This is a genomic window from Peterkaempfera griseoplana (assembly GCF_001418575.1).
Lineage (GTDB): Bacteria > Actinomycetota > Actinomycetes > Streptomycetales > Streptomycetaceae > Peterkaempfera > Peterkaempfera griseoplana.
Genome location: NZ_LIQR01000137.1, coordinates 1 through 15,964 on the forward strand (window position 1 = coordinate 1; position 15,964 = coordinate 15,964).

Genomic DNA, 15,964 nt, shown 5'->3' on the forward strand with positions numbered 1-15,964 from the left:
GTGCAGGAGATCCTGCGGGGTGGGCGTCGTGGGGACGGTGGTGGCGGTTGGCGGCTGCTGGAGGGATGTGTGAGGGCTCAGTGAGTCGCTGAGGGCGGCGGGCTTGCCGGCGCAGTGATCCTGCGCGCAGGTGCCGCAGCGGGCGGTTGGGTGGTGCTGGGGGCAGGGCGGCAAGCGGGAGGCGGTGGGCCGGTTGATGCGCTGGTGCTTGGCCCAGCCGGTGATGTGCAGGTACTCCCGGCCGTCGCAGCCGGTGTAACGGCAGATCAGCCCGGCGGCTGCCAACTGCTGGAGATCCTGCTCGACGTGCACGGGGGTGTGCGCGGGGCGCAGCGGCCACAGCGCACCGGCGATGATCGCGGCGTTGCAGCGGTAGCGGCCTTCGTCGTCGGCCTGGGTGAGCAGCCCGAAGAACGTCCGCTCGGCAGTGAGGGACACCTGCGCCAGCGACTCGGAGACGAACGCCTCCGGCTTGATAGTGCGGATTCTCGCCATGGCTACCGCCCCACCTGCGCAGTCAGGCGGCTGGGCACCAGGCAGCCGGTGGCCAGGTCGAGGTCGTGCGGCTGGGTCCAGTCGGCGCCTTGGTGGGCCCGGATGACCCAGTGGGCGACGGCGCGGCCGACGGCGCGGGGTACAGGCAGCAGCTGCCCGCCCCTGTCGTAGGCCTTCGCCGGGTATGCGGCGGTGGTGATCCGTAGGACCGTGGCGGCTTCGGGCAGCACGGCCCGCAGCGCCTGCACGGCGTCCTCATGCTCGGAGTCGGGGTGGTTGCGGGGCTCTGCAGGCAGGTCTGCCCGTGCCCCGCCTGTACGCGCGGTGGCGGACATGCGAAACTGGCTCCTTGATATGGGGGCAGCCCGGCGTTGTCCGTCCAAAGACCGGCCGATCTGCCTCGGTTGTGAATCCGCGCCCTACGGGGTGTGCGACCCGGCGCCTGGGAGTTCCCGCTCCCGGGCGCTTTGTCGTTTCCCCTCGTCGCGTTCGCGCTCCCCGGCCCATCCGCCGCGGTCCCTGCCCTCCCCTTTCCCCGCCAGCCGATTCCTTGATCATCGACTGGACCAGCGACCATACGGCGACCCCCGTGACCAAGCAAGGAATACGCCGCGCACCGGGTCACGTCTGGCGGCAGTTCGTAGAGCCCCCATCGCGAACTTCATCCCCCGGCTTGGGACTGACCGCTTATCTTCGGCCGATGACAGCGCGGAGCGGCTGACGCCGGCAGCAGGCACCCTGCCCCTTCATCTCGCCCTCCCTTGGACCGTACGTCGCACCAGGACCGAAGACCGCTCCCACCTGCGGGACAGACACCAGGGTCCGTCGATCTTGGGGCTCAACGTACACCAAAGTCCCGACACTGGGGAGACCAGAGTGCGCAGCGACGCCTTCGAGTAGGGGCGACAGTGCACTACAGTGTGGGGAACAACTTGGCGACTCAATGGAGCGGACCCATGGCCGATCAGGGAGGAAGGTCCGTAGCCGACCGGCTGGATCACCTGTTCAAGACGCGTCACCCCTCGGGCCGCGGGCCTTACACCATCCCCGAAGTGGCCGAGCTGACCGCACGGTACGCGGACAGCATCGGAGACCCCTCGGCGAAGCTGAGCGCGAGCGCGATCCAGAAGATCCGCAACGGGACGAAGAGCAACCCCACAACGAGCACCCTCAAGGCCCTGGCTAGGGCCTTCGGGGTACGGGCGTCCTACTTCATCGATGATGAGCCGCCCGCCGAGGCCGGGGGCGAGGCAGGCTCCACGGCGGCGGCTCTCGCCGAGCTGGAAGCCCTCATGCGGGACAACAACGTGCGAAACATCGCAATGCGGGCCAATGGGCTGTCCGAGGAAACGCTGCACCTCTTGGCTGGATTCATCGAGCGAGCACGAACCCTTGAAGGCCTGAAGGACGAGCAGGCATAGCAAGGGGCTGGGGCGCCACGACATCCCACCCATCGGCGAGTTGCCCCGAGCCTTTCGACGCGCAGGCAAAAACTAATGGGAACTCAGATCACCGTTGGATAACGGAAACGGTAACCGAACGTGACCGCACTCCCGCTTGCGTCGGGAAGAAGCGGACACCTTGGGACCGAGCGCCGCGCCGCGCATCTACGCTCCGCAGTTACTGCACCCAGAACGGGTCCCACCATGCGGTTGATCATGTTCGGGACACGCGTACTCGCATAAGCTGATCTTGCCTTCCACGGCTTGCCCGCGGGAGGCGGAACCATCGCACCATCCAGGGACAAGCATGCGAATCCGGCGCACAAGGAAAGAGTCGGCCTCCCGCGTCGCGAACGACGCGTTTCGCGAGGTCGTTTCCCGCCTGGAGATCCCCCACCCATTCTCCATCGAGCAACTCTGCGACAACCTCGCCGCCATTCGCGGCCGCCCCATTCACATTCACGCGATGGAGAGGCAGTCGGCGACCCATTCGTCTCCGTGCGGGGTCTGGATCGCCCTGGAGGATGCCGACCACATCTTCGTGGAGGAGGCCACCAGCCCCCTGCACCGTGTGCACATCATCCTGCACGAGCTCTGCCACATGCTCCTGGGCCACTCCAGTCTTCCTGGAGAGGACAGGCTGTCCGGCGAGGAAATGGAGCGGGAAGCGGAAGAGGCCGCGCTCGCCCTGGCTGCGGCGGCTTGGCCGGAGATTCCGCGTCACACCGTCGTCAGCGCCCTCGGAAGGACGAGCTACACCGACGAGAACGAGAAGGCGGCCGAGTCCCTGGCCGGCCTGATCGCCGAGTACGTGCACCGGTCGGAGACGGCCGCCAATGGTCCGGACGACCAACTGGTCAACCACTTGATGAACGCGCTCAGCGAGGGATGAGCCGTGTTCTACCTGAACGTCACGGCAGCGGTGGTCTTGTGGCTCATCACGATCTGGCGCGCCCCCGGAGCATGGCGGAACCGTCAGAAACGCCCTCTATGGGTGGCCTTTGCCGTCCTTGCGTCGAACCTACTGCTGTCGAATAACGGAGCGGCCCGCGCCTTCGACCTCTTCGTCGGAGTGAACAGCCTCTCGGCTCTGCTCAAGCACCTCGCCGCAGTCACAGCAGCGGCCTGCGTCGTGGCCTTCCTGGACGGCGCGCTCGCCAGCGCGGCCTGCCCGCCCACCAGGGCCAGGGCCCACACGGTCGTGCCCATCGCGACAGCGGCCCTCATGATCACTTTGTTCGGTGCCGCAGGCCGTCCACACGAAGCCGTGGACATGCTGCTCGCTTATCCGCGCGACCTGCGAATCACCGCCTACACCCTGATCTGGACCCTCTACTTCGGGTGGGCCCTGGCCACCGCGACCCGCCTGTCCTGGCGGTGGTCACGCCGTCCCGGCCCCGTCCTACTACAGCGCGGACTGGCGATCATCTGCCTGGGAACCAGCATCGGCATCCTCTACGCGATCCACCGGGCCGGCATGCTGTTCACCGAACGCTTCAACGTCCACCCGGTGAGCAAGAACGCGGACAGCGCCATCAACGCCCTGCTCGCCGTCATTCCTCTGCTCCTGATCGCCGCTGGCAGCACCCTTCCCGCCGTCGAGAAGATCCGCGAGGCCGCACGGCACCACCGCGATGTCCACCGGCTCTACCCCCTGTGGGACGCACTCACCTCCGCCACACCGCACATCCGCCTCAAGCAGCGCCCCACCCCGCTCCGCGACCTCCTGAACGTCCGCACGCCGCGCGAACGCCTCTACCGGCGGACGATCGAGATCCGCGACGCCATCCTGGTGCTCAACGACTGCGCGCCCGTCGCAGTCCGACTCCGCGCGGCCGACCACGTCGAGGACGCCGGACTTCCCGACACCGCCGCGGCCACGGCAGCAGAAGCCTGCTGGGTCCGCGCCGCCCGGGAGGCACGGGTGGCAGGCCACCTCACCTCAGGCACCGTGGAGCCCCCTGCAAAGGCCGGCACCGACCTGGACACCGAGGTTCTCGTCCTGGCCTCACTCTCCGACGCCTACTTCTCCCCACTCAGCGAGGAGTTCGCACGTCAGCACCTCGCCCGTCTCAACCGTTCGGAAGTCCGTCTGTGAGCACCTTCTCGCCGCCCAAACCCCCAGCCTTCGTCGACTGCACCACGAGCCAGAAGGCAGCCCGGATCGTCACCGACGTCCTCGCCCCGGCCAACCTGGTCATCGCCCTGCTCCTGCTCGTCGGCTGGCACGGCACCGGCTCCCCGACAGGCCTCGGGTGGGGACTGCTCGCAGCCCTGTTCTGCGGCGTCATCCCGCTCGGCATCGTGCTGGCCGGCGTCAGGCGCGGCGGACTCACCGACAAGCACATCCGCATCCGCCGTCAGCGCGTCCTGCCGATGGCCCTCAGCCTGATACCCGTCGTGGCCGGCATCACCCTGCTCCACCTCCTCGGCGCCCCCACGGACGTCTCCGCCCTGGTCATCGCGATGCTCGTGGGCCTGGCCACCTCCCTGCTGGTCACAGTCTGGTGGCAGATCTCCATCCACAACTCAGTGGCCGGCGGCACCGTCATGATCCTCCTGCTCGCCTTCGGCCTACTGATGCTCCCCACCGTGGCCGCGGCCGCGGCCATAGGCTGGTCCCGCCTGACCCTCAAAGCCCACACCCTTCCCCAAGTCCTCGCCGGAACGGCACTCGGCAGCGCCGCTGCCCTCACCTTCGCTCTCCTCCGCTGAAGCTTCTGACCTAGACCATGCACCGCTGTCAGGTATCCACGAGGGCAGAGCTGCGCCCCTCCAGCACAGAACACGACCTTCTCTGCGTCCTCACAAGGGGATGGCTGGACCTCCGCCAACTCCACCCCGATGAACGTCAGCTCGCCGAGCAGTTCTATGAAGAGAATGCAGTACACCAGCAGCGCCTGGCCTCCCTACAACGCGCCGCCCAAGCTGCATGCGAGGCATGGACAGGGCTACGGCCTCACCCCATAGGGTCCTCCTGCAACGGCACCGCCCTCAGCAATTCCGACATCGACTTCTATTTGCCCATGCCTGAATTTTGCCACGATCTGAATGATCTCCGAAATCTACTCGCGGGACGGGCCAGTTACCAGAAGGCGCGCATCGGCCCGGCCGGCGAGAATCGCTACCTATTCAGATATACACGAGATGCCACACGCATCGACCTTAACTTCATCCCGGCCAGAGACTTCCGGTTTGTGGCAGCCGTGGCCCAGGAACTTGCCACCGGCCTCACGACGGACGACTGCATCGCACACACCTGGGTGAAGCACCTCCTCCACGAGCGACGGAAAGACGATGCCTATCGCGAGTGGAAGACCGCAATGCGCCTGTACGCGTCCCCCACGCTCCGGCGACTCATAGACGCTCGCCAGAAAATATAGAACCGGTCGGTGCGTCCGATCAGAAGGATGCGGACGAGCAAGGCGCGTGCCGCCAGTTACGCGGGGGCCCGGGCCTTGGGTGGGGGTCAGCGGTCTTGAGACAGCGCGTGGAGTTCACTAAAGAGCCCGCCGGAGTGGACCAGGTCCTGGTAGCGGCCCTCTTCGACGATCCGTCCGCGATCCATGACGATGATCCGGTCGGCCATCTTGGTGTTCTCGATGCGGTGGGTGACGACGATGGTGATCCGGGCGCGGGCGATCTGCTTGAGTGCGGCGAACATCTGGTGTTCACCGCGGGCGTCCATCTCCGAGGTCGGCTCGTCGAGGATGAGTACGGGTGGGCGGCGGTAGAGCGCGCGGGAGCAGGCCAGGCGCTGCCACTGTCCGCCGGAGAGTTCGCTGCCGCCCCACAGTTCGCGGGCGAGCAGCGTGTCCAGGCCTTTGGGGAGTTCCTCGACGGCGTCGCGCATGCCTACGGAGTCGATGGCGTCCCATACGGGGCCATCGTGGTAGGTGATGGGCTGGCCCAGGGTGACGTTCTCCCGTACGGCGAGCGGCCATTGGCCGAAGAACTGCGGGACCAGCCCTGTGCGTGCCCACACGGTGGCAGGGTCGGCGTCGGCCAGGTCGATGCCGTCCCAGGTCACCCGGCCCTTGTCGGCGAGGTACAGGCCAGTGATCAGGCGGGTGAGGGTGGACTTGCCCGATCCATTGCCGCCCACGACCGCGACGACTTCGCCGCGGCGCAGTGTGAGCGAGAGTCCGTCGACGGCGCGGGTCTGCTTGTTGGGGTACTGGTAGACGACCTCGTCCAACCGGATCACCTGCGGCTGGCCGGGCACGGTCAGCCCGCCGCGGTTCGGGGCGCGTTCGGCGGCCAGGTCCAGGAAGTGGCGCATGTCGGCGAGGTAGAGGCCAGTATGGAAGACCGCCGCTCCGCTGATGACTACCTGCGAGAGGGCTGCCAGCGAAGTCTGGACGGCGACGACGGCCGTCGCGGCGACGGCGAGGTTGACGCGGTCCGTAACGGCCAGCCAGGCCAGAGCGCCCCAGGTGCCCAGGAGGAAGATCCCGCCGAGAGCGGAGGTGGCCAACGTGATCCGCAGCATCCGCGGTGCCATCGCCAGGGTGCGCCGGTCGATGCGTCCGGACAGGGAGCGATACCAGAACAGCAGGTACTCCGTCATCCCGTTGGCGCGGACCTCGTCGGCGAGCTTGGGGGTAGTGGCCCACCAGCGCATCATGCTGCGGACGTTGCGGTCGCCGATGTTGGCGTAGTGCGTCTCGTAGTCGACCCGCGCGGACATCACCGCCCCTGCCCCGGCCGGCAGGACGGCGAGTGCGAGCAGGAGGAGCATCAGTGGGTGCAGTACCAGGAGGACACCCGCAGCGGCGATCATACGGATCAGGGCGGCCGTGAAGTGTTGGGCGTCCTTGACCATCATGGTGGTGCGCACCACGCCCATCTCGGCGGCTTCCTGCCGGTCGGCGAACCCCTCCTCGCCGTAGGCCGCCGCCTCTACGCGGACGACCGCTTCGACCATGCTCGTATCGGCGCCCGTCGTCAGCGGCGGCGTGATCCGGCCGTCCGCATAGGAGGAGAGTGCGGCCGTGGTCCGTCCGATGGCGGCGACAACGGCGATGACCAGCAGGGCAGGGAGGGCGGCGCGGATGCGGTCGGACGCCGGTCCGCCGCCTAGGAGCGGTCGCATCGCCCGGGAGGTCGCGACCAGGAGCACAGCCGCTGCAGCTCCACCGACTAGCTGACTAGCAATCAGCATGACCACTGTGCGCCGGTCGATGCTCCACGCCATGCGCCCCGTCTGCCATAGCACCGACGGCAACTTGGAGCACAGGTGTCTGAAGGAGGCATCCCCCAGCGGGTTCTTCCCGTAGTGCCCCTCGAAGGTGATCTCCGCAGATGGCAACGGAGGAGGAGCCTCTGTGTTGTCGTCCTTCGCGGTATCGGCAGCGGTCACCTGTATGTCTCCTCAGCGGCGAGTTGCGGACTGGTCATGAGTGCCTGGACCTCCATCAAGAGTGGTGAGCGGTGTGCAGGTCCCGCGCTATCCCACCGGCCGGGCAGGGACGCCGAAGGCGGTTGACCGGTAGTGGTGTTGGATGTCCTCCGGCCGGACCAATCCGTGAGCGGATCCGAGCGCAGTCGCGTGGGCTCTGCTGAGAGCACCGAGGGCCTGGTGCGCCCGCACGACGTGCTTGCCGACGGTGTCGGCCGTCAGGTTCAGTGCAGCAGCGATCTCAACGTTGGGCGTATCAGCGGCCATCAGCCGTAGCACGGTGGACTCTGCCGCTGTGAGATGCGGTGCGGATAGACCGAAGCGGACTGCGGTGAAGTTGTGAGCGGTCGGTTGCCGCCGGGCTCCGGCCCTTTGGGCCGGGCGCCGGAGCTGTTCTGAAGTGCCAGCGGGGCTTGGGGTTCGCCTGGGCGGGGCTGCGTCTCGGTGCGCTTGCGCCGTAGGGCGGTGAGCAGGATCGCGGCCAGGGTGCCGGCCTCGGTGATCCGGCCGTCGCTGCACATGTCCACCGCCTGGTCCAGGGACACCCAGTGCAGCTCCATGTCGGCCTCGCTCGCATCCCGGTGGTGCTCGCCGACGTTCAGGCCCTGGGCAAGGTAGAGGTGTTCGCGGGTACGCGCACCGGCGGGCATTCGCCACATCATCGTGAGCAGCTCGACCTGGGCGGCGCGGATGCCGGCCTCCTCCGCCAGCTCTCGCTGCGCGGCCGCCAACGGCTCCTCGCCCACCTCGCATCCGCCACCGGGGCACATCAGCAGCCGCTCGCCAGCCACGTAGACGTTCTCCTCCACCAGGGCGATCCGGTCCCGGTCGTCGAGGGCCACGACGCGTACCCCGTCGACGGACTCGATGTACTCGTACGTCCCCAGACTCTGGTCGGATCGCCGGACCGAGTCGCGGCGCACCCGCATCCGCATTCCCGTGTACTCGACGGTCGACGAGAGCGTGGTCCAACCGTCGATCACGCTTCCTCCCCCTTCTGGCTGTGCTGCGCCGACACGAGGCCCAAGGTTGCTTGGTGCGCGAGGTGGGTGCTGAGCTGCGTCGGGTCGTCCTCGGCGTCGGCGGGGGCGCCGTCCAGCCAGGACATCAGCTGCAGCGCAAGGAGTCGGCTGTCCTCGGAGATGGTCGGGTCGGAACTCAGGCGGCTGTGGGTGAACCAGGTGAGTTGGTGGTCGGCCTGCTGCCCGGTGGCCGCGGACACGTTCACGAGGGCCAGGTAGATGTGGTCGACGTGGGTGTGCGGGGTGCTGGTGTGGCTGTCGGGGCTCGCGTCTCCCTCGCAGATCCACCACGGAGCGGGAACAGGAGAGTGGGGGAAGCCGACCGGGGTGGGTGCGGTGGGCCCAGGGATCAGGCGGGCCTTGAGACCGGTCTCCTCCAGGACTTCGCGGACAGCGGCGTCGTGCACTCCCTCCCCGACCTCGCCGTGGCCGCCAGCCGGCACGTGGCTGCCCAACCGGTCGTGCCAGATCAGTCCCACGCTCCAGAGGCCCGCGTCTCGGCGCAGGAGGAACGTGCTCGCGGTCACCTCCCGCACCGTCCTGTCCGCCACCGTCTGCTGGTCGGTCACTGCATCACCTCGGGTTCTCTCGGACGTTGAGCGCCCGGCCGGCGCTCCGCATGCTCTTCAGCGCGTGGGCAGACCCGGCCCGCAGACAATCTGCGCGGAGACCTCGCCGCCGGGGGCCGTCGCGGTCAACCGGTCGTCACCGCAGCCAGGAGCTTGCTCGTGAACCGGTGCATGTTCGGGTCGAGTTGCTGGAGGGGCTCATCGAGAACCTGACGCCAGGACAGCCACTCGACCGCGAAATACTCGCCGGGATCGAACCAGGCCACGTCCTCGCGGTGGGCACGCAGAACGAACCAGTAGGACACATCGGTGTGACTGCGCGGGCTTACCGTCGGCGTGCGGGTGACGAAGAGCGGGTTGCGGCCGAGGAGGGGAACAGCCGGGAGCCGCAGTTCCTCCTCCACCTCGCGGACGACTGTCTGCCAGGGGAGTTCCCCGGGCTCGACATGTCCGCCGCTGGGCAGACGCAGGCCGGCCTTGCGGTGGTGTCCGAGGAGGAGTTCCTCGCGGTCGGGGTCGGTCACGACGAAGTACGCGACCAGGTGCGGGTCGGGCTCGTCGAACACGGTCCGGTCCAACGGGGAGCCGTCACGGATCCAGGCGGCTGTCTCCTGAAGGTGCTTGGCCTCCATCAAGTCCCAGGGGCTGATGGCGTCTAGATCCTGCAGGAGCAGAGCGCGCCGGTCGCTGTCGGTCATCACGGTCGTGTTGTCCTCTCTGTCGGTCTGGGTGACCAGGCCGCTGGGCTCGGACCCTCCGCCATGTCGTCGGGTCGCACGCGCATCACTGGCCAGGCAAAGGGCACGCCAGTTGTTGCCTCGGCTCTCGTTTCGCTGTGGGATGCCGGGCTGCGGCTGACGGGATTCACCGGCCGGTCGGTGTCTGCGCGTCGGGGACCGCGATCAGGTGGAGCAGTGCGGCGACGCGCCGGTAGGGGTCGGTGCGGCCTGCCCGTTCCTCGTGGTCCAGGACAGCATCCAGAACGGCCGGGGCCGGGAGCGGCGCGTCGTCCGGGGCGGTGTCGGTGAAGACCCGGACGCCGTACCACTGGGGAACGGTGAGCCCTCGCTCCTCCAGTTGGGTGGTCAGCTCGTCCAACCGGTCGGCGCGGGCGTCGGCACCGATCCGGTTGCGGTAGCCGCTGCCTTCGAACGCCGGCGCGACGTTTTCCCAATCTCCGAGGAGACCGGGGCGCATCGCGAGCGCGTCGCCGTTGCGCACCAGCAGCGACACGATTCCGCCCGGCGCCACAGCCTGTGTGATGGCATCCAGCACTGGTCCGGGATCGGGAAGGTACATCAGCACCCCGTGGCACAGCACCGCATCGAAGCTGCCCGGCGTGACGAGGTCGCCCACGGCGGCCGCGTCGCCCTGCACGAGGGCTACGCGCTCCGCGACGTCTGCGGGCTCCGCGGCCAGGGCGGCACGGAAGTCATCGAGGAGCTGGCCGGAGGCGTCCAGTCCGACCACCGTGTGGCCGCGGCGAGCCAGATGGAGGGCCTGTGTGCCTTGCCCGCAGCCGATGTCGAGTACGCGCCGGCCGGGTGCGTCTGGGAGGTGCATCCTGAGCTGCCGTGTGACGAGTTCCTGACGCACCCTCTGCCGCAGCGTGCCCAGGCGCGCCCGCCACTGTTCCTCGCCGATCGCGAATCCCACACCCATGTCATTCCTCCCTCTTCGAAGTCCTGGTGTTCCGGTCCGCCGGTCGGTCCGCTGCAGGGTTGGCCGGCCTCCTTCGCCGTGTCGGGCCGTCCGCCGGGGTCACGGCTTGGGGATGGCGGCGCGGAGGCGAGCGAGGGTGCGCTGTCCGCGCTGGACCAGGTGCCGGTCGCGGCCCCCATTGGCGCTGCCCCAGGCGATGCCGGAGACCGCGTCGAGCACTTCCAGTACGGGCAGCAGCGCGGTCTCCACGGGGGTGGGCGTGCGCCCGCAGCCGGAGAAAAATGCGGCTTCGAGGTCGGGGCGGTAGGCCCATTCGTCGGCAAGGCGGACGAGGTCCCGCACCATCGGGCCGGGCTCGGAGCGCTCGTAGTCGATGAGCCGGGCCGTCAAGTCGTCGGCGACGAGGACGTTGCGGTCCGCCAGGTCGCCGAGGGTCGGCACATGGAGCAGCGGCGAGATGTGATCGAGGCGGGCGACCAGCGCGCGGACCAGGTCTTCGTCGCCGTCCCCGAGGTGGGGGCGGGCGGCCGCCAGGTGCCGGTCCACCTTGTGGGCGTAGTCGGTGGGAGCAGGTCCCGGGGTGGGCGCGGCGGCGTCGTGGAACGTTCGAACCAGCACCCCGACCTGGTGGTATACCTGCGCCAGGTCGGTCCTCGGCAGCATCAGGTGCTTGAGAAGGCGGCCGGGCAGTTCGCTGATCACGACGGCGCTCAGCTGCTCGTCGGCGCCCAACAGCCTGGGCGCGTGCTCGCCGAGCGCCGTCGCTGGGCCGCGTAGTGCGGTCACCTCGCGCTCGTGGAAGTGCGCGTTCTGGTGGACCTTCAGGAAGACGGCAGGCCCGGCCTCGGTGGTGAGGCGCCAGACCTGGCTCTCCGGGCGCGGCCAGGACGTGTCCTCGACCTCGGCGACCGGGCCGGCGACGCGTTCGGCGAAGGCCAGCAGCGCGTTGTCCGGCTGGATGCTGTCAGCCCTGGTGAGGGGGAGGGCGTGGCTTCGCTGCGGACCCTGGGGCTGGTACGCGACGGTGTCGCCGGGCTGTTGCCGGTGCAGTACGACGTGCTGGCCGCGTCGGTAGGCGTCCAGGCCGGCGTGGCAGTAGGCGACGAGTTCCTTCTCTGGCAGCGAGTCCATCGGCCACCAGCCCATCTCGGTGCACAGGTCGGGCTCGCAGATCCGCGGCTCGCCGCCGGTCCACCGCCTCGCTTCGAGGAACCATCCGGTCCGCTGCTTCCCGTAGGGGTTTCGGTGCTGCACGATCACCGCGAGGCGCAGATCGGCCCGGTCCACGGTGATGCCGGTTTCCTCGCGGGCCTCGCGGATCACCGAGTCGACGATGTCCTCGTCGGGGCCGTCGACGTGACCGGAGGGGAGGTTGAACAGGCCGTTGGCGTACGGGGACCCGGCACGGCGGGCGAGCAGCACCTCGTTCCCGCGACGCAGGATCAGGTGGACGTCCACCGGCTCGCCGTAACGTTGCGGGGCCGGTCCGGTCTCGGGGGCGTGCTCGTGGACGGCGGCCATCGGCGCTGTCTCCATTCTCGGTCGTGCCGTGTGGTGGGCGGTCGGACGGTGCAGGTGTGAGGCAGGCCGTTCGCTTGGCTCGGGCAGGTATTGCAGGCGCGGATGGATGAGCGCCACAGCACCCACAGCGGAGCGGCCAGCAGCAGTGCGGTGAGGGCGAGGGGGGCGCGCCTCACCTGGATGGGCTCCCTGCGCCGATCAGCCCGAGGACCTCCGCGGCAGGGCGCACGTCGCCGAAGGAGCGGTACAGGGCGCGAAGGCTCGCGTTGTGGGCGTCGTCGGTGCCGTCGGCGCAGCCGTCGGCGACGACGATGATCCGGTATCCGAGCTCGGCGGCGTCCCGGGCGGTGCTCTCGACACAGACCGAGGTGACGGTGCCGCACAGCACGAGCGTGGTGATGTCCCGCTGCTGCAGGAGTTGGAGCAGGTCGCTGCTGCCGGGGAACAGGGCGCTTGTCCCCGTCTTCTCCAGCAGCACGTCCCGCTCCTCGTCGACCGCCAAGCCGTCCAGGAGGCGGGCGGGCAGCGGCCCGGCGCCGCCGGAGACGCGGAACATCTCGGCGACCTCGGTTCCGAAGAACTCCTCCCGCACGGGCCGCCGCTCTCCGGTGCCGGGCAGCACCCAGTACACCAGGCCGCCCGCCTGGCGCAGCACGTCGGCGATCCAGTTGACTTGGGGGACGATGCCCCGCAGGTAGGGGCCGTCGGAGAACGGCACCACGTCGATGACCAACAGCGCGGTTCGCAGCGGATCGAGCTCGAGGAAAGCATGGCGGCGCCCGCGGCGGTCCTCCTGCCGCTCATACTCGCGGGGGGCGATCCGCCACTGATGCACCAGGGCGCCTGCCCCGGGCCCGGTCATAGTCTGCTGCGCCGCCTTGGTCGCGCGGTCGGTGCCCGGATCCGCCGCCTTCACCTCCTCCCTCTCCCGGACCGGTGCGCTGCCCGCGTCCTGGCCGATGAGGAGGCGCAGCGCTTGGACGTCCGCGGCGAGCTGAGCTTCGTCCTGGTGCCCCTCGTCGAGGAAGGCCCAGGGCATCGGTCCGCCGGGAGCCGGATCGTCCACGGTGCGCGGGTACATGTGGGCGTGCAGGTGCGGCACGACGTTGCCCAAGAGCTCGATGTTGAGCTTCAACGGCTCGTAGTGGCGCTTCAACGCCTCGCCCACGGCCAGCAGTTCGCGCCAGAACCCGGCCGCCTCCTCCTCGCTCAACTCGGTGGGGTCGGCCACATGCCGCGAGCCCTTCCAACGGACGACTGTGTAGCCACGGACCCGGCCACTGCGCCACAGATAGGCGTCCAGGTAGATGCCGCGCATGTACCGCAGGCCCCAGCCGATGTCGTCGTGGTCGGGCGTGGCGCACATCGAGCATTCCTCGCCGGCCAGCCATCGCCGGAAGTTCTTCGGCCAGGCAGCCGTCGAGCCCACGTCGTCGGAGCCGGAGGCCGGCGCCTGGGCGGGAACCGCTGCTCGCCCGGCCGTGCTCTCGCGGCCCGGTGCTGCGGCACCCACCTGCTCGTGGTCACCCGTATCCGGGCTCGAAGAGCGGGCTGCGGGGAGGGTCCAGGTCAGCGCGTGCGCACTGGAGCCCGAGGAGACCCGCTGGCGGTTCGGGTCGGTCAGGTCCAGCCGGTAGCGGTCGGGCGCGCCGGCGTCTTGCCAGCGCCGGTGGAGTTCCTCCACCTGCTTCCAGACCTCGACCGGGCCGCCAGCGGCGACGTGCCAGCGGCTGGAGCCGTCGGGCCGGGTGGCGACCGTGACGGATTCGCTGGCCGGGTGGTGCAGCGTCCACCCTCCGCCCTCGGGATCGGTGCCACGGACCAGGCCGAGCATGTGCCCGGCCGCCAGCCAAAACCCCGCGCCCTGCCCGGTGCGCTCGGGAAGGGCAACGTCCGACCAGCGCTCACGGTCCATCGGGCCGGGGGCGGCCGGAGCCGTGTACCAGTCCTGGCCGGCCGCGCGGGCGGTCCCGGATCCGGGCCATGGTGCGATCACTGCTTCCACACCGTCGCCGGTGCGGTGGACGAGCACGGAGGCGGGCCAGGAGCCGGAGCCGCTGTTCACGCAGCCGAACAGCACCCCGCCTGGCGCGAGCTGGTCCAGAAGCGTGGCCGGGACCTGACGGGTGGAGAACCCGAGCACGATCCGGTCGAACTGCTCACCCTCCACCCCTCCCAGCGCGTCAGTGCACAGCAGTCGCGGCCGGTACCCGGCGCGGGCCAGGTGCTCGCGGGCGCCGGCGGCCATCGCCGGGTCGACCTCGAGGGAGGTGACGTGCTGGTCCCCGAGGATGTGACAGGCCAGTGCGGTGACCAACCCAGGGCCGGTGCCGGCTTCCAGGAGCCGCATACCCGGCTGAAGCCCGAGGGGCTGCAGCAGCCGGACCGAGCCGACCGCCGCCGTCGTCATCGACGCGAACCCGCCGCCCACCACGATCCGGCCCCGGGGGGTGGTGCGCGGATCCTCTCCGGGTAGCTGCACCATGAGCGAGTCCTCGCCGTGCAGCGCCTCCAGCCACTGTGCGCGGTCGGCCGGGTGGTGACCGTCCAGGAACCGCCACACGGACTCGCTGGTGCCGACGACCTCATTGAGGCGCACGTAGCCGCGCGGCACGATCACCTCCCGGGGCACGGCCAGCAGCGCGTCACGCACCTGCGGATCGCTCAGGACCCCGTCCTTCTCCAGCCGGTCCACCCGCTCTGCCCGCAGACGTCCCGGCTCCCGCTCCACTACGCCGGACGGCTCGCACCTCGTCGTGCCAGCAGACGGGTTGCACTCGATGCTCACTGCTCTCCCTCCAAGTCGGCGGTCGTGGCGGTGTCGGCAGACCGCGGCGGGGCCCCGTCGACCAGCTCGATGAAGCCGGGCCGCGTCAGGACAGACAGGGCACGCTCGGCGTCCGGGCGCGGCAGTTGCGTGTTGAGGAGGTCGTCGGCGCGGACCCACACGCCTGCCCCCAACGGGGCGTCGGTGGTCAGCACGGTGAAGACATGGGTCAAGGTCGGCGTGGTGGCGTCGCTGACCCAGTCGATTGCTCTTGGCACGAACGCCGCCCGGCGCAGCCGGGTGATCCGGGCAGCCGTCTGCTGCGGCAGCTCCTGCTTGACGGGCACCGGCCCGCCGGGCAGCCGGTGTTCGCCGGAGGACGTCGTGAGCCACACGCAGCCGTCGGGGCGGGTGATCACGATCTCGACGGCGCAGTGGGCACGCGGGCGGGTGGCGATGTAGTCGGTGCGGTTCATCGGCAGGGTGACACCGGGCGGGGGGACGGACCGGGGAGTCGACTTCGCCCGCTCGGCGGCGGTCAGCGCAGCGACGGTGGCCTCCGGGTCGTGCGGGCGCCCGGCGACCAGCGCCACCGGGCCGTGGCCGTTGTCGGCTGCCGCCAGAGCAGCAGTGACGCGGCGCCCGAGCCGCGGCGGCAGCAGCTCCCCGCACTGCTGCGGGGTGTGGAGCGACCAGGAGGCGACCTCGGAAGGCTGAGGGCGGATCCGCTCGCACTCGGCGGAGGTGAGCGGCTCCTTGAGCCAGTACAAATAAGCGGCGATGGGCGGCCGGTCGCGGCCGATCGAGTAGTCGACACACGCCAGGCCGGCGAGCTCCAGGTCGAGGCCGAGCTCTTCGGCGAGCTCCCGGGCCGCGGTAACGCGCGGCGTCTCGCCCACCTCGGTCCCGCCGCCCGGCACGGCCCACGGGTGATGAAGGTCGTAGGTGATCTTCGTCAGCAAGCAGCGGCCCTGCCGGTCGCGGGCCAGGACCCCAGCGGCGGTCAGGACCAGGTCATCGACACCTCGTCGCGTGCGCGCGATGGCGCCGGTGCGCCTCACTGGCCGCTCCTGAGCTGAACGCAG

14 protein-coding genes and 1 pseudogene are annotated in these 15,964 nt (G+C 69.6%); 4 read left to right on the forward strand and 11 right to left on the reverse strand.

Annotated features, from left to right (window positions below; translation table 11 throughout):
* Together AOK09_RS11470 and AOK09_RS11475 are read right to left on the reverse strand one after the other, a co-directional pair.
* Nucleotides 1-495: pseudogene (locus tag AOK09_RS11470) on the reverse strand (hypothetical protein); the annotation flags it as partial.
* Nucleotides 496-497: 2 nt separating this feature from the next.
* The gene (locus tag AOK09_RS11475) at nucleotides 498-830 is read right to left on the reverse strand and encodes a hypothetical protein (protein ID WP_055587053.1); all 333 of its coding nucleotides are present in this window, start codon (nucleotides 828-830) and stop codon (nucleotides 498-500) included.
* Between the two features lie 621 nt (nucleotides 831-1,451).
* On the opposite strand from AOK09_RS11475, the gene AOK09_RS11480 reads away from it, so the two are divergent.
* The 4 genes from AOK09_RS11480 (at nucleotide 1,452) to AOK09_RS11495 (ending at nucleotide 4,652) form a co-directional block, all read left to right on the forward strand.
* Nucleotides 1,452-1,916, forward strand: coding sequence for a helix-turn-helix domain-containing protein (locus AOK09_RS11480; RefSeq protein WP_055587054.1), 465 nt, complete (start codon nucleotides 1,452-1,454; stop codon nucleotides 1,914-1,916).
* A 328-nt stretch (nucleotides 1,917-2,244) separates the two neighbouring features.
* On the forward strand, nucleotides 2,245-2,829 hold the full coding sequence (locus tag AOK09_RS11485; protein WP_055587055.1) for an ImmA/IrrE family metallo-endopeptidase: 585 nt from the start codon (nucleotides 2,245-2,247) through the stop codon (nucleotides 2,827-2,829).
* 30 nt (nucleotides 2,830-2,859) lie between these two features.
* On the forward strand, nucleotides 2,860-4,035 hold the full coding sequence (locus AOK09_RS11490) for an MAB_1171c family putative transporter (protein ID WP_322973164.1): 1,176 nt from the start codon (nucleotides 2,860-2,862) through the stop codon (nucleotides 4,033-4,035).
* The gene (locus AOK09_RS11495) at nucleotides 4,032-4,652 is read left to right on the forward strand and encodes a hypothetical protein (RefSeq protein WP_055587057.1); all 621 of its coding nucleotides are present in this window, start codon (nucleotides 4,032-4,034) and stop codon (nucleotides 4,650-4,652) included. Before AOK09_RS11490 ends, AOK09_RS11495 begins: the two co-directional genes overlap by 4 nt.
* A 754-nt stretch (nucleotides 4,653-5,406) precedes the next feature.
* Here the strand turns inward: AOK09_RS11495 and AOK09_RS11500 are convergent.
* The 9 genes from AOK09_RS11500 to AOK09_RS11535 all read right to left on the reverse strand — a co-directional run bounded on the left by AOK09_RS11500 (nucleotide 5,407) and on the right by AOK09_RS11535 (nucleotide 15,940).
* Complete coding sequence (locus tag AOK09_RS11500) at nucleotides 5,407-7,299, reverse strand: ATP-binding cassette domain-containing protein (protein ID WP_055587058.1); 1,893 nt, start codon at nucleotides 7,297-7,299, stop codon at nucleotides 5,407-5,409.
* Nucleotides 7,300-7,386: 87 nt separating this feature from the next.
* Nucleotides 7,387-7,605, reverse strand: coding sequence for a helix-turn-helix domain-containing protein (locus tag AOK09_RS43660; protein ID WP_157875863.1), 219 nt, complete (start codon nucleotides 7,603-7,605; stop codon nucleotides 7,387-7,389).
* Nucleotides 7,605-8,321: an NUDIX domain-containing protein gene (locus tag AOK09_RS11505; protein ID WP_079062960.1), complete on the reverse strand. Its 717-nt coding sequence runs from the start codon at nucleotides 8,319-8,321 to the stop codon at nucleotides 7,605-7,607. The genes AOK09_RS43660 and AOK09_RS11505 overlap by 1 nt, the downstream gene beginning before the upstream one ends.
* On the reverse strand, nucleotides 8,318-8,929 hold the full coding sequence (locus tag AOK09_RS11510) for an NUDIX domain-containing protein (protein ID WP_055587059.1): 612 nt from the start codon (nucleotides 8,927-8,929) through the stop codon (nucleotides 8,318-8,320). The genes AOK09_RS11505 and AOK09_RS11510 overlap by 4 nt, the downstream gene beginning before the upstream one ends.
* A 125-nt stretch (nucleotides 8,930-9,054) precedes the next feature.
* The gene (locus tag AOK09_RS11515) at nucleotides 9,055-9,627 is read right to left on the reverse strand and encodes an NUDIX domain-containing protein (RefSeq protein WP_055587071.1); all 573 of its coding nucleotides are present in this window, start codon (nucleotides 9,625-9,627) and stop codon (nucleotides 9,055-9,057) included.
* Nucleotides 9,628-9,793: 166 nt separating this feature from the next.
* Nucleotides 9,794-10,591: a methyltransferase domain-containing protein gene (locus AOK09_RS11520; RefSeq protein WP_079062961.1), complete on the reverse strand. Its 798-nt coding sequence runs from the start codon at nucleotides 10,589-10,591 to the stop codon at nucleotides 9,794-9,796.
* 99 nt (nucleotides 10,592-10,690) lie between these two features.
* Complete coding sequence (locus AOK09_RS11525) at nucleotides 10,691-12,112, reverse strand: NUDIX domain-containing protein (protein WP_055587060.1); 1,422 nt, start codon at nucleotides 12,110-12,112, stop codon at nucleotides 10,691-10,693.
* A 172-nt stretch (nucleotides 12,113-12,284) separates the two neighbouring features.
* Nucleotides 12,285-14,807, reverse strand: coding sequence for an isochorismatase family protein (locus AOK09_RS41070; protein ID WP_175609288.1), 2,523 nt, complete (start codon nucleotides 14,805-14,807; stop codon nucleotides 12,285-12,287).
* Between the two features lie 89 nt (nucleotides 14,808-14,896).
* The gene (locus AOK09_RS11535) at nucleotides 14,897-15,940 is read right to left on the reverse strand and encodes an NUDIX domain-containing protein (protein ID WP_055587061.1); all 1,044 of its coding nucleotides are present in this window, start codon (nucleotides 15,938-15,940) and stop codon (nucleotides 14,897-14,899) included.
* Nucleotides 15,941-15,964: the final 24 nt, after the last annotated feature.

Excerpts from the sequence above, each read along its gene's own strand:
- AOK09_RS11475 (WP_055587053.1), bottom strand. The coding sequence starts at position 830 with ATGTCCGCCACCGCGCGTACAGGCGGGGCACGGGCAGACCTGCCTGCA.
- AOK09_RS11480 (WP_055587054.1), top strand. The coding sequence starts at position 1,452 with ATGGCCGATCAGGGAGGAAGGTCCGTAGCCGACCGGCTGGATCACCTG.
- AOK09_RS11485 (WP_055587055.1), top strand. The coding sequence starts at position 2,245 with ATGCGAATCCGGCGCACAAGGAAAGAGTCGGCCTCCCGCGTCGCGAAC.
- AOK09_RS43660 (WP_157875863.1), bottom strand. The coding sequence starts at position 7,605 with ATGGCCGCTGATACGCCCAACGTTGAGATCGCTGCTGCACTGAACCTG.
- AOK09_RS11515 (WP_055587071.1), bottom strand. The coding sequence starts at position 9,627 with ATGACCGACAGCGACCGGCGCGCTCTGCTCCTGCAGGATCTAGACGCC.
- AOK09_RS11520 (WP_079062961.1), bottom strand. The coding sequence starts at position 10,591 with ATGGGTGTGGGATTCGCGATCGGCGAGGAACAGTGGCGGGCGCGCCTG.
- AOK09_RS11525 (WP_055587060.1), bottom strand. The coding sequence starts at position 12,112 with ATGGCCGCCGTCCACGAGCACGCCCCCGAGACCGGACCGGCCCCGCAA.